10 protein-coding genes are annotated in these 12,397 nt (G+C 67.0%); 4 read left to right on the top strand and 6 right to left on the bottom strand.

Going from position 1 to position 12,397, the window contains the following annotated elements:
* The 4 genes from VD972_RS45555 to VD972_RS25935 all read right to left on the bottom strand — a co-directional run.
* The coding region (locus VD972_RS45555; protein WP_414654126.1) for an AMP-binding protein at positions 1 to 235 on the bottom strand (235 nt) is incomplete at its 3' end.
* A gap of 295 nt (positions 236 to 530) precedes the next feature.
* Positions 531 to 2,102: a hypothetical protein gene (locus VD972_RS25925; RefSeq protein WP_324991415.1), complete on the bottom strand. Its 1,572-nt coding sequence runs from the start codon at positions 2,100 to 2,102 to the stop codon at positions 531 to 533.
* Positions 2,103 to 2,104: 2 nt separating this feature from the next.
* Complete coding sequence (locus tag VD972_RS25930; protein ID WP_324991416.1) at positions 2,105 to 3,718, bottom strand: hypothetical protein; 1,614 nt, start codon at positions 3,716 to 3,718, stop codon at positions 2,105 to 2,107.
* 822 nt (positions 3,719 to 4,540) lie between these two features.
* Positions 4,541 to 6,169, bottom strand: coding sequence for a hypothetical protein (locus tag VD972_RS25935; RefSeq protein ID WP_324991417.1), 1,629 nt, complete (start codon positions 6,167 to 6,169; stop codon positions 4,541 to 4,543).
* 143 nt (positions 6,170 to 6,312) lie between these two features.
* On the opposite strand from VD972_RS25935, the gene VD972_RS25940 reads away from it, so the two are divergent.
* The 4 genes from VD972_RS25940 to VD972_RS25955 all read left to right on the top strand — a co-directional run bounded on the left by VD972_RS25940 (position 6,313) and on the right by VD972_RS25955 (position 9,590).
* Positions 6,313 to 7,146 (top strand): alpha/beta hydrolase, encoded by an 834-nt coding sequence (locus VD972_RS25940; protein ID WP_324991418.1) that lies wholly within the window; start codon positions 6,313 to 6,315, stop codon positions 7,144 to 7,146.
* 168 nt (positions 7,147 to 7,314) lie between these two features.
* On the top strand, positions 7,315 to 7,506 hold the full coding sequence (locus VD972_RS25945) for a microviridin/marinostatin family tricyclic proteinase inhibitor (RefSeq protein WP_324991419.1): 192 nt from the start codon (positions 7,315 to 7,317) through the stop codon (positions 7,504 to 7,506).
* A 36-nt stretch (positions 7,507 to 7,542) separates the two neighbouring features.
* Entirely contained in the window at positions 7,543 to 8,565 is a 1,023-nt protein-coding gene (locus VD972_RS25950) for an MvdC/MvdD family ATP grasp protein (RefSeq protein WP_324991420.1), read from the top strand.
* The gene (locus VD972_RS25955) at positions 8,562 to 9,590 is read left to right on the top strand and encodes an MvdC/MvdD family ATP grasp protein (protein ID WP_324991421.1); all 1,029 of its coding nucleotides are present in this window, start codon (positions 8,562 to 8,564) and stop codon (positions 9,588 to 9,590) included. Before VD972_RS25950 ends, VD972_RS25955 begins: the two co-directional genes overlap by 4 nt.
* On the opposite strand, the gene VD972_RS25960 is transcribed toward VD972_RS25955, so the two are convergent.
* Positions 9,591 to 10,805 carry an extracellular solute-binding protein gene (locus VD972_RS25960; protein WP_324991422.1) on the bottom strand — a complete coding sequence of 405 codons (1,215 nt, stop codon included), beginning with the start codon at positions 10,803 to 10,805 and terminating at the stop codon, positions 9,591 to 9,593.
* Positions 10,806 to 10,896: 91 nt separating this feature from the next.
* Positions 10,897 to 12,090, bottom strand: a complete 1,194-nt coding sequence (locus tag VD972_RS25965) for a vWA domain-containing protein (protein WP_324991423.1) — start codon at positions 12,088 to 12,090, stop codon at positions 10,897 to 10,899.
* Positions 12,091 to 12,397 lie beyond the last annotated feature (307 nt).

The raw sequence follows: 12,397 nt of genomic DNA on the forward strand, positions 1-12,397 counted from the left end.
CTGCGGACAGGTGCATGCCCCGGGGCAGGAAGACCCCGACCACGGTTTCCAAGCCCATCCCGCGCGCCGCCAGCTCAGCGGCCACGGTGTTCGCATGCCCCCTGAGTTCTGCATAGGTCCACGACTGGGACCCAGACCCGATGCACCGTGCATCCGGTGTGGTCTCTGCACTCCGGTTGAAGAGAGCAGCGACAGAAGCGTCAACCCGGAAATATCCGTCCCCACAAGGAATCATGAGATTTAGCCGCCAGCAAATTTTGTTCGGAAATCATATAAATCATTTTATACAGCTTAATCAACTAGATCATAAAATTGACATTTTTATCTGTAAAATCAAATAGTTATAAGTTGGTCTGGATCTTTTTTGAGGCGCTACCAAGGCTTGTCCTGGCCGCGAACGTGGGTCAGGTGAGCGCTGTGGCCGTTGTAGGAAGCACCATTGGCAAAGCGGGTGTTGGAGACAGACGGATCGGAGGCGGATCGGGGGCCGCCAAGATCGTGACCACGCTACGCGGAGCGGATCTGGCGCTCTAGCGGCCTGCGGAGGCGGCCTGCTGGGCGATCTCCTGCGCGGCACGCGCCGCTGCCTTGGCGACCGTGGTCGGCGCACGGCCGCGTGCGGCATCCATGGTCTTCAGCGCTTCCTGCATCTCCTGCGTCGCCGGCGCGCGGACCTCCCGGTCGAGCTGGTTGACGGTCTCCTGCAGGCGCGCCTGGCCCTCGAGCGGCAGCTCGTTGAAGGTGGTGAAGGCGCCGAAGGCGCGGTCGACGTTGCCCTGGATCTCGTAGAGGCCAGCGTAGAGACGCTGCAACTGCTGGTCGAGATCGAGCCTGTCGATGCCGTTGGCCCACTGCTCGTAGAACGGCCGGTCCGCGAGCGCGTCGATGGTCTCGGTGCTGATCGATTCAACGAGGATGCCCTTGTACTTGTCGATGAAGGCCTGATGGACCTTGCGCATGAACTCGACCCAGTACGTCAGCGCCTCGTCGGCACGTGCGGTGAAGGTGCGCACGTTGGCCTTGAGGCCGTCGGTCGCCTGCGCGTTCTGCCAGTCCTCCATCGCCTTCACCGCGTCGGCGCGGTACTGCTTGGCCTTCTCGTAGCCGTTGTTGAGCACATAGTCGGAGGCTTCGCGGCGCACGGTCGAGAAGCTCATGATTACGCCCTTGCGACCGCCCATGAACGCGAGCATCTCTGACGTGCATTGATCGACGTAGGCCTGCGAGACCGGCAGCAGGGCTTTGGCACCCTTGCCGATCAGCTTCGCCGCGGCGCCGAGCGGGCTGTAGGCCAGCGACAGCACGGTGAAGACATATGAGGCGAAGACGTTGCCCGGCTTGGTGAACTCGAGGATCTTGTCCATGATCGCCGGGTCGATGCCGAGCTGCTCTCCGGCATCCTTGATGTTCTTGCGCTGTTGCTCGATCAGATCGAGCAGTTGGTCGGCCTTCTTCGGATCGATGCCGACCCGCTTCACCGCCTCGCGCAGCAGTTCCTTGAACTTGTCGTTGATCTGCTTCTTGAGCTGCTCGACCTTGGACGCCGCGTCGAGCGCATCGCGGATGCCGGTGGAGTGCGCAGGCACGGCTTCTTCCATCATCTTGCCGACGGTCTCACGCAGCTTGCCCGCCGCGTAGCGTTCCTTGTCGAGCAGATCCTTCTCGGTCTGCGTCAGGTTCGACCAGTGCGTGCCGTAGATCGCCGCCTTTTCTTCGAGCCGATTGCAGATCAGCATCTGCTCGTCGTGCGTCTCGCCGAGCTTGCAGCGCGCCAGTCCTTCCCAGAACTTGTTCTCCTCACTTGCCGCGATGTCGCGGAAGGCGATGAGGTTCTGCGGCGGCTCCTTGTAGCCTTCGAGCAGATTGGCCAAACCATTGAGCACGAGCTTGGAGAGATCGTCGAGCTTGCTGCGGAAGTTGTCGGCGATCTTGCGATCGCCTTTCTCCGCCGCGACTTCGGCGAGCGCGACGAGGCCTTCCTCGCGGCGTTTGAGCAGAGCGGTGAGCGCGAGACTGACGCGGTCGTAGTCGGCCTGTGGCAGCGTCGTCTTGAAGAAGGCGTAGCGCTGCTCGAGTTCCTGTGCGCGGGCTTCGTAGGCCATGTTCAGATCCCCTGCAGCGTGGCGATTCGCCACGGTCCGTTGTCGATCCGCTGCAGCACCCACCAGCGGTGCACGGTCACGTCGAGAAAGCCGCGGTATTCACCCTCGAACTGGCCGACGTGCTCGATCTCCGCCTCGACTTCCTCGACGCGCGGGGCACCGGCGAACTCGTTGCCGCTGGTGATGACACGTGGCTCGCCGATCCAGGCGACGCGAGCGTCCCAGAGACGCCCCGCGAAACTCGCGCGCGAACGCTCGAAGTCGTCGTCGCTGGCGTGCTGCATGCGGTAGCAGACCTGCGGAGTACCGTCGTGATTGGCGCGCACCAGCCAGTCGGCGAACAGCTGGCGCCACACCGTCAGGTCGCCGGCCTTGATGCAATCGATCATGCAGGCGAGCACGGCTTGCGGTGTGGCATCGTCCGCCGGCAGGGCGGTGCGCGGCTTGAGCAGGCCTTCTTCACCGGCGAACGCCGAGATCTCGCCCTCGCCCTGACGCACATCAACGAACAGCGCGCCGCCGATCAGTGCGGCGAGCAGCTCGATCTGCAGCCCCCAGGTGCTGCTGCCATTGACCATGACCAGGCGCGGCTTGGGTAGCACACGGCCGAGCAGCGTGTACTCCTCGCGGATCATCGGTGACACCAGCTTGGTGTAGCGGCGCAGCGCGCGCAGCATGCGGATCGAGCCGAGGCTCTCCATGTCGAGGAAGTAACGGCCCTGGCTGGCATCGCCGGCAAAGAACCAGCCGTGCCCGGCCTCGGAGATCCACTGCCGTGTCGGCAGACGTTCGAGCACCACGCACTTGCCGGCGACGGCTTCGCGCTGGCCGTGAATCGGATGTTGAGCCGGAAATGCGGTGATGGTCTCGGTTCTCGCGGTGTCGAGCGCGGTGGTCCAGGCCTGCTTCGCGAGCTCGGTGATCGCGGCCGCGCGCTCCTCATCGGCCTTGCGATAGGCGAGCTCCGCCTCGCCGAGCGCGTAGATCGGCCCCCGCAAACGTTCGAGCGTCGCCTCGAAGTCGCTGCGCACGGCCTCGGCAAAGGGGCCCGGGTAGCGGCTGATCATGCGCTCGACGCGCGGCCGTTCCTCGAGCAGCGACTTGTACTCGTAGCGTGTGGTCAGGCCGACGCGGAAGCGTGCCTGGCAGAAGGTGTTGCGCACGCGCTTCTGCAGCGCTTCGAGCCAGGCCGTCCAGGCATCATTGAAGCCGTCGCGCTCGTAGGTGTCCGGGCCGTTCTCCCAGACCAGCGCGCGATTCTCGGCGGTGCGGTAGCTGCGCTTGGCGCGCAGCGAGCCTTCGACCTCGAGCGCCTGCCAGCCCTGCGGCGACTGCTTGCGCCGCACCGTCAGGCGTACGCGATCGTTCTCGCGGCGGTGGTTCTTCTGCCAGTGCAGGGGTTCTTGGTACTGACCGAGCAGCATCCCTTGCGCGGCGCCATCGGGCGGGCGCGCCAGGGGCACGCCGTCGACCGCGACGATGCGGTCGCCCGGCAGCAGGCCGGAACCGCGGAAGCCCGACTCCCAGCCCAGGTTCTCGACCAGCAGGCACGGTGGCGACTCGTCCCAGCAGGCATGGGTGAGCAGTCCGGTCGAGAGTTCGTCGATCACGAGCACCTGAGGTTCTCCCATGGTATCCCTTCGTCGACTGCGTCCGGCTTTGCGATCCGGATCACTCGTGACCGCCCCGCTGCGCCGGCACGATGAGCGCGCTGAGTCTGCCAGCGTGCGCGAGGTTCGGTCACCGCAAAAAGGGGTGGGACTGTGCTTCGGCTCTCAGCCGCGGCGACCCGCTTCTGCAGCGCGGCGCGAGTGGGTGGCGTTCTGCCGCTCGCTGCCGGAGGGTCACCTGCCCCTCGCCTGCTTCCGGGCCTCAACCGCCCAGACAATGAGGCAGGCCCAGGAACAGGAGCAGGGAGCCGGCCACCGCCAGGGCGACATAGAGCCATGCTGGTGTCTCGTTCGCGAGTGCAGTGGACTTACGAGGTGCCGCCCTTTGAGCCACGGATCCGGAACGTGAGGAGGAGGCCGGCTCGGGCGCCGCGGCGGCGGGAGGGTTGGCAGCGGCCGGCCCGGGAGCGGGGCGCACAGGTGGGGGACGTGACCGCTCCACTGGCGGGGGAGGCACGGCAACGTCCTTCTCCAAGGCCTCCAAGTCCTTGGACACGTCGGAAACGAGTGTGATGAGGCTCGCGAAGCCCCTGGGCCCGGGGGGAGCGCGCACGGGTTGGGGCTGCGGAGGCTGCACGGGCTGCGGAGGCTGCACGGGCGCAGGAGGCTCCACCGGTGGGGAAGGCTCAGCGGTGCTCTGCTCCAGGACCTTTAGATCCTCGGACACATCAGAGACAAGAGTGATGAGGCTCGCGAAGCCTCTAGATGGGGGGACGCTGGGAACTCTCGGATTGTTCTGCATGGCAGGCCTTGGGTTGAGCGCTCGCGTCACGCACCACGCAGCATGTCCGACATCAGGACGGGGTACTTCGTCGCGAGAAGGTCACGAATGGCCGTCTCGAGGACCTGCACATTGTCCACCAACAGGTACGGCAGTGCGGTGTAGGCCGCGAAGTCCTCCTTGTGCCGGATCAGCAGGGTGCCATTGGAGGACTCGATATGGATCTGGCTCCAGGCCCCCCGGGCACGAGAGCTGTCCCCTGGGTATTGATGCCGGGCGAAGTTGATCCCGCTGTCGTCCACGGAGGCGTCGCCGAATTGGAAGCGCGTTCCCTTGCCCAGCTCGGTGAGCAGTTCGATGAGCAGGCGCCTCCCGACGGCGCGCCACACCTTGTTCGTGAGGGTCGAGAAAGTGTCCGAGTTGAGGGTGGTGATGTCGGCGGATGCATCGCCGTTTCCGAGGGTGATCGTGAACTGGGGGGGCCCCTTCGACTCGTCCGTCACTCCCCCCCACCTGATGCGGGTGATGGTCTCAAGCGGCCAGTGCTTGCCCTGCCAGTCAATTCCCGAAGCCGAGATCTTGAGCAGCTGCTTGGGATGCTGGATGCCCACCAGGGCCTCATAGGAGATCTCTCTCGCCCACTCCTGCCGGGAGGCCTCCCGCTTCTGGGCAAGGTCGTGAAGCGCCTGGGCGTCGCTGCTCGCCAGCTCTGCCACCCGGGGCACCTCCCCGAAGGTGTCCTGAAGGAGCGCCGTGAGGTCCTGAGACGCCTCGAGCATCTCGTGCTCATTGTAGAGCTCCAGCGAGAGGTCGCGGACAAGGTTCGCCACCCTGTGGCTGGGCTCATGGTCCAGCCCTCGGCTCATGGCGCTGAGCTGGATGGGCTGCGCCACCTTGTCCCAGTTGCGCACCACCTCCTCGAGACGGGACAGCAGGCGCTTGATGACCGGGAGCGAACGCTGCTGGGCCAACCCCCGGCGCACGGCCTCCGCGAGCAGCTCCACGTTGCGGACCTCGGCGTCCAGGAAGTGCTGCGCCTCCACCTCGTAAGTGTTGACCAGGTCATCGATGAGCGCCGGGGCGTTGCGGGTGCCGCGCCCGGTGGCCTCTGTCACCACTCGGGTGACGACGGTCACCAGCTCCCGGGGGGGAAGCGCATCCAGCGCGCTCTTGAGGGTGGCGCGGTAGTGCCTGCGCCGCTCGGCCAGAGCCTCCTCCACCGCGCTCGTCTCACGCACCTCCGGGAAGCCAGAGATGGCACGCTCCAGGTTGATGATGGTGCGGACCTTCTCGGCGTCGCACGTCTCTACCAGCGTAGCCAGCTCCAGGATTTCGGTGGACAGTCCGCCGCCCACCCAGGTGCCTTCCAGTGCGGGCAGTGCCGCGGCCAGCAGGTTGGCCTTGGCCAGGGCAGGCAGGCCCTGCGCCGAGAGGACCGCCAAAGGGTCGTGCCGCAGGAACTCCATGGCCTGGCCCGCATTGCCCGGGTCCAGCCCTGGGACCCACGCCACCTCGGCGGCGAGCCGGTTGCGCGGGTGTGTCAGATCTGCCCGCGCCTGCGCGCAGAGGGCGGGGTCCAGCGACAGGCTGCGCTCCTCCGCCAGCTCCAGGATGCGCCGCCGGTCATCCCGAATGGAGGCCCCGAGGATGTGGAAGGGATTCTCAAGGAGCTTCATGCTTCACCTGGAGGGCTGGCGAGGGTTCCCTCTCTAGCATGGGCTGTATTCGAGAGGCTGTGAACACCCACGGCAACCAGTTAGAGCTCCTAACAAAAGTCCTTTTCCAGGAGCGCTCGGTACAGTGAGTTGAAGCCCACGAGATGAGCGCCCCCCTGAAAATGGATGACTGGGGCGGCACCGGACCGGTGCTGCACCTTGCCCACGCCAACGGTTTCCCACCCGGCAGCTACCGCAAGCTCATCGAGCTGCTGAAGCCGCGCCATCACGTCGTCACCCTCCGGAGCCGGTGCCTCGTGCCGGGGGAGAGCCCGCTGACGATGCGGGCCTGGGATGACATGGCCGATGATCTGGCCCTGGCGCTGCGCGCACAGGGGCTCGAGGGTGTGCTGGGCGTGGGACACAGCATGGGAGGGGTGTCCACGCTGCTCGCCTCCGTGAAGGACCCAGGGCTCTTTCGGGCCGTGGTGGCGCTGGATCCCGTGCTCATCACGGGCCCGCGCCTCCTGGCGCTTCAGGTACTGACGCTGCTGGGGCTCCGGAGCAGGGTTCCTCCCGCGAGTCTGGCCCGGCGCCGCCGCGAGGCCTGGGGCTCCCGCGAGGAGGCCGCCGCCAGCTATCGCAAGAAGGCCCTCTTCCAGCGGTTCGACCCCGAGTGCTTCCAGGACTACCTCGCCTCCGGGTTCACCGATGCACCTGGAGGCGGCCTCCGCCTGACCATCCCCAGGGACTGGGAGGCTCGCGTCTTCGAGACGTCACCGCGCGCTGGGTGGCGCAAGCTGCGCTCGGTGTCGGTGCCGACGCTCGTGATGCGCGGAGGCGACTCGGACGTGCTCACCCGGGCAGCCCTGGCGCGCGCGCAGCGCACCATCCCGGGTGTCCGCACCGAGGATCTCTCCGGCACCACCCACCTGTTCCCGCTGGAGCAGCCGGAGGCGTGCGCCCAGCGCGTCCTTGCGTTCCTCGACACGGTGTAGAGGGCCCTCCCTGCCTCGCCTGGCGCTGGTGCAGGCGCTGGAAGGAGGGTGAGCCGCGTCTGTCACATCCGGTTTCCGCTCAGTCGACCCCTGTCGAGGACATGAGATCTGGAGTGGATCACGGTCCTCGTGCCGCCGCCTGTCCCCCAGGCGGCAAGGAGGTTGGACATGAAGAAGAACGCCACGGACAAGGCACCGCAGCAGGGCAAGAAGCCCTTCTTCGCGCGCTTGCTGGAGTCGCAGGAGCTCGAGCAGGCCGCGGGCGGTGCCAGACCCCAGACCAAGAAGTACCCCTCGGACTCGGACGAGTTCGTCACCATGAAGTACCCCTCGGACAACGACGACGACGTCTGCAAATAGCAGCTCGCATCCCCACCACAGGAACTCACTCTGCCCATGCCTCCCACCCGCGATACCGTCCTGCTCCTCACCCACAGCGGTGACCACTACACGGTCGACCGTGTGGCACAGGAGGTGTGGCGGCGGGGGGCACGCCCGCTTCGTGTCAACACGGACGGCTTTCCCTCGGAGCTGGAGGTGACGACAGCGCTGGGGGAGGAGGGGAGTGAGGTGGTGCTGCGCACGGCCACGGGCGAGCAGCTGGGGGAGGAGATCCGCGCAGTGTGGTTGCGCCGGCTGGGCCTCCCCCGGCTCGATGAGGCACTGGAGCCGGCCTGGCGAGAAGGCTGTGTGCGCGAGTCACAGGCAGCGTTCGAGGGATTTCTCGATGGACTGGAGGCGGCGGGCTGCCGCTTCATCAACCCGCTCGACGCAGAGCGAGCGGCCCACAACAAGCTGTACCAGCTCCGGCTGGCCCGTGCGCTGGGGCTGGAGGTGCCCCGGACCCTGGTGACGAACGACCCGGCGCGAGTGCGCGCCTTCTTCGAGCAGGTAAGGGGCAGGCTGGTGGCCAAGCTGCTGACTCCCCTGAGCCAGTCCATGGATGGGAGCCAGCCCTTCGTCTACACGAGCGCGATCGGCCCCGAGCACCTGGAGGCGCTCGAGGAGCTGCGGCACTGCCCCATGGTGTTCCAGGAGCGCATCGACAAGGCCCGCGAGCTGCGGGTGGCCGTGGTGGGCGGGCGCTGCTTCGTAGGAGCCATTGATGCCTCGCGCTCTGTCACAGGGCTGGTGGACTGGAGACGGGCTGGGCCCACGGAGTGTCACTGGGAGCCTGGCGAGCTGCCGATGGAGGTGGCCGCACGCCTGGAGCAGCTGGTGGCGGCGCTGGGGCTGGTGTACGGCGCCGTGGATCTCATCGTCACACCCGACGGACGGCACGTCTTCCTCGAGGTGAACCCAGGGGGCGAGTGGGGGATGCTCGAGCACGAGCTCGGCCTGCCCATCGCCGCGGCGCTGGCCGAGACGCTCGTCGCCGAGAGCCGTCTGCCCCGACAGCCCATGCAGGAGAGCCTATGACCACCCTCATCGTGACCCGGTCCTCGGACAGCGAGGCGCCCCTCGCCGTGGCACGTGCCCTCGAGGCTCGCGGCGAGCGCGCCTACCGGTTTGACACCGATCTCTTCCCCACGCACCTTCGGCTCTCGCTCGATGAAGGGGGCGGCGGACGGCTCGCCGGGCCTGAGGGGGTGCTGGATCTGGCGGAGATCGATGCCGTCTGGTACCGCCGCAGTGCCACGGGAGCGCGCATTCCTCAGGAGCTCGATCCGCAGCTCCGCCACCCTTCGGTGGAGGAGAGCCGGCGAGTGGTGTTCGGGATGCTGGCGGCGCTCGGGGTGTTCCAGCTGGACGCGCTCGAGCAGGTGCGGCGCGCGGAGCACAAGCCGCTGCAGCTCGAGCTGGCGCGTGCGCTGGGGCTGGAGGTTCCGCGGACGGTGACCACCAACGATCCGGAGGCGGTGCACGCCTTCGCCGAGCGGTGCCCCGCTGGCGTGGTGACGAAGATGATGTCCTCGTTCGCCGTCTACGACGAGCGAGGCCAGGAGCAGGTGGTGTTCACCACGCCGCTGGACCCGGGAGACCTGGAGGATCTGGAGGGGCTGGACCTGTGCCCGATGACCTTCCAGGAGCGGATCGCCAAGGCGCTGGAGCTGAGGGTGACGGTGGTGGGGGATCGGGTGATGGCCGCAGCCATCGACTCGCAGGCGCTCCCTGGGGCGCGTGAGGACTGGCGTCGCGAGGGCATGGCACTCATCGATGCGTGGCAGCCCTACACGCTGCCCGAGCCGGTGCGAGTGCGAGTCCTGAGGCTCATGGACGCCCTGGGGCTCAACTATGGCGCGTTCGACTTCATCGTCACGCCCGAGGGACGGCACGTCTTCCTCGAGGTGAACCCGGCCGGCGAGTTCATGTGGTTGGCACAGCGTCCGGGCCTGCCCATCGCCGAGGCCCTGGCGGACGTGCTGGCGGGACGCGCGGCTCGCCGGTGGGGGCCCAGGCCCATCACAGGGGCGGTGGCCGGAGATGCACGCTCGTGGGGCTGATCACCGCTTCTTGCGAAGGCTCGCCACGTCCTTCTGCACCGCTTGCTGTGCCTCCTGCAATGCCGCCTTCGGAGTCGCGGCCTTGCGCACGATGGCGTTCATGGCCGTGGTCATCGGAGACCAGACCATCGTCATCTCCGCCACGTTGGGCATGGGAACGGCCGACTCGGCCTGCGCGCGGAATGCCCCCAGCGTCGTGTCCTTGGCGATGTCCGGATCCTGGTAGGCCTGCTCGAGCGCGGGGTTCTGTCGCCCCACGAGCGCCATGAGCTTCGCCCCCTCGAGGCCCGTGAGGAAGCTCACGAAGTCGTACGCTGCCTCTTTGTGCTTGGAGGGTGCGGCCACGGCGACACCCTCCACCGTCATCCACGGCCGCATCGGCTTGCCTCCGGCCTCATCCACGGTGGGCAGCGGTGCCAGGCCGTACTCGATCTCCGGGGAGATCTCCCCGAGGAACCAGGGACCAGAGAACACCATGGCCGCCCGGCCCGTGTTGAACAGGGACGTGGTGAGCACCGTGGAGGGCTCGCGAGGGAGGAGCCGATCCTTGTCCACCCAGCGCAGCAGCAGCTCCAGCGCCTTCACGTTCTCGGGCGCGTCCAGCCGCGGCGTCGGGCCCGGATCGAACACCCGGCCCCCGAACGCGTTCATCAGCGCTGCGTGGTAGTAGAAGTCCGTGTATGGGTACACGAGGCAGGTCGAGTCCGCTCCCTTCGCCCGCTGCTGCTTGCAGACCGAGGCGAGCTCCCCCGTGGTCTTCGGCGGCTTCGCGACGAGCTTCTTGTTGTAGATGAGGGTGATGACCTTGAAGTTCAGTGGCAGCCCGTAGACGGAGCCCCGGTACGTCATCGCCTCCATCGTGGTGGGGAGGAAGCGCTTCCGGGTGGCGTCATCCAGGAAGAAGTCGAGCGGCTCCAGCGTGTTGCCGCTTTCCACCCAGCCCCCGAGCCGATCCTGCGGGAAGATGAAGAGGTCCGGCCCCACGCCGCGCGGGACGGCGGCGCTGATCTTGTCCGTGAACGCGTCCGAAGGAATGGCGCGCAGGGTGACCTTCACGCCCGAGCTCGCCTTGGCCGCGTTGTAGGCGGCGACCACCTTCTCCAGCCCCGCGCGCTCGGCGGCCCGGTAGCCGTGCCACACCTGGAGCTCAGTCTGCGCCTGGACATGCAGGGGGATCAGCAGCAGGAAGAACAGGAAGAGGAAGCCGCGTTGCATAGGGACCTCGCAAGTGAGCCTCTACCGGACAGCTTCCTCACCAGGAGGTCAAGCCTCCTGGTGAGTCCATCGCCGCCCGGAGCGCCAGGGCTTACTCCAGCGCCATGCCCTGCGCCGCAGCCTGCTTGCCCGCCGACTCGATGATGGCCTTGTCGAGCGAGCCCGCGCCCGAGGAAGCCTCGGACTTCCGCTTCTCCGCGACGAACTTCTCGCGCTCGCCCTGGAGCTTCTGGATCCGGCTCTGGATGTCCGCGCGCTCCTTGGCCTTCGCGTCGACGAAGGCCTGACGCTCCCCGGCGCTCTTGCCCTTCAGCTCGGCCGGCAGATCCTCATCCTTCATCTCGTCGAGCTTCACCGCGCCCTTCTTCGCCCCGTCCACCAGGTCCCACCCCGAGTTGTCATAGAGCCGGCTCGCCTTGGACACCGCGCGCGTGGTGGCGCTGCCCGCGGACGCGGCGGCGTTGGTGTCCTGCGCCTCCTGCCGCTGCTTGGCCTCCGCGCCCTTGCGCCCGTAGCCCAGGTACGTCTTGTTCAGCTCGCGCCCCAGCTTGGCGATCTCGTCATCCTGCGGCGCGGCGATGTGCGCCACTGCGCGGTTCTGATCGATGTTGAGTGACTGCCCCTTCGCCAGCTTCGCGGCCGCCGCCCAGCCCGTGCTCGAGCCCTCCTGCGCCGAGCCACAGTGGACGGTGTTCACCGTGATGCCCCGCTCCGTCGCGTCCGCGATGGCGCTCTGGTACGACACCGAGCCCTGCGTGAAGGGCTCGTTGCCCGCGATGTAGATGAGCTTCAGGTCCCCCTGGGCCTTGCTCCACTCCAGGTTGCGCGTGGCCTTCTGGATGACCATGCCGCAGTACTCGTCCCCGCCATTGGTCTTCAGCGAGAAGAGCTCCTCGGACACCTTGTCCAGATCCGTGGAGAAGGGGAGGATCTGGCGGATGTAGCCGCCCTCGGCCGACAGCGAGCTCTTGCCGTACTCGTACAGGGCGATCTCCAGCTGCGCCAGCTGCGAGCCCCGGCGCGCCTTCGCGAACGTGTTCACCACGGTCCACAGCTGGCGCCGGGCCTGATCGATGAGCCCGTCCATGCTGCTGCTGGTGTCGAGCAGCAGGGCGATCTGCACCCGCGGCGCGCTGTGCGCCGCATCCACCGCGGCCGGCGCGGCCATCTGGGCCTTGGGCTGCTCCTTCGCGGGCTGAGCCTGGTTGGGGGCCGGGGGACCGCCAGCAAAGGCCAGGGTGGGGAGGGCGAGCAGACTGAGGCCGAGGGCAAAGCGCTTGAGCATGGTGGGATCTCCGTTGGGGACGATGTCGGCACGCGGTTTGTCAGCGGCCGGGCCCACCCTCAAACGGACCTCTCGCCAAAAAGGTCTACCCGCCGAGCAGCCCTCTTTTCGAGCCCTTGTCCCACCGTCCTGAGCCCATCCTACAGAGGCGCCCCTCGTCTGTTACGTTCAAGTCAACGGAACCATTTATATTTCTTAATGTTTCAGTCTTGACTGAACGAACCGAAGAAACTATTCGATGCATCGCCAAGGAGGCTGCCGTGGAGGATGGTGACAAGGACGGGCTCTCTCTAACGCCCGAGGACCA

Source organism: Hyalangium sp., assembly GCF_035629615.1.
Lineage (GTDB): Bacteria > Myxococcota > Myxococcia > Myxococcales > Myxococcaceae > Hyalangium.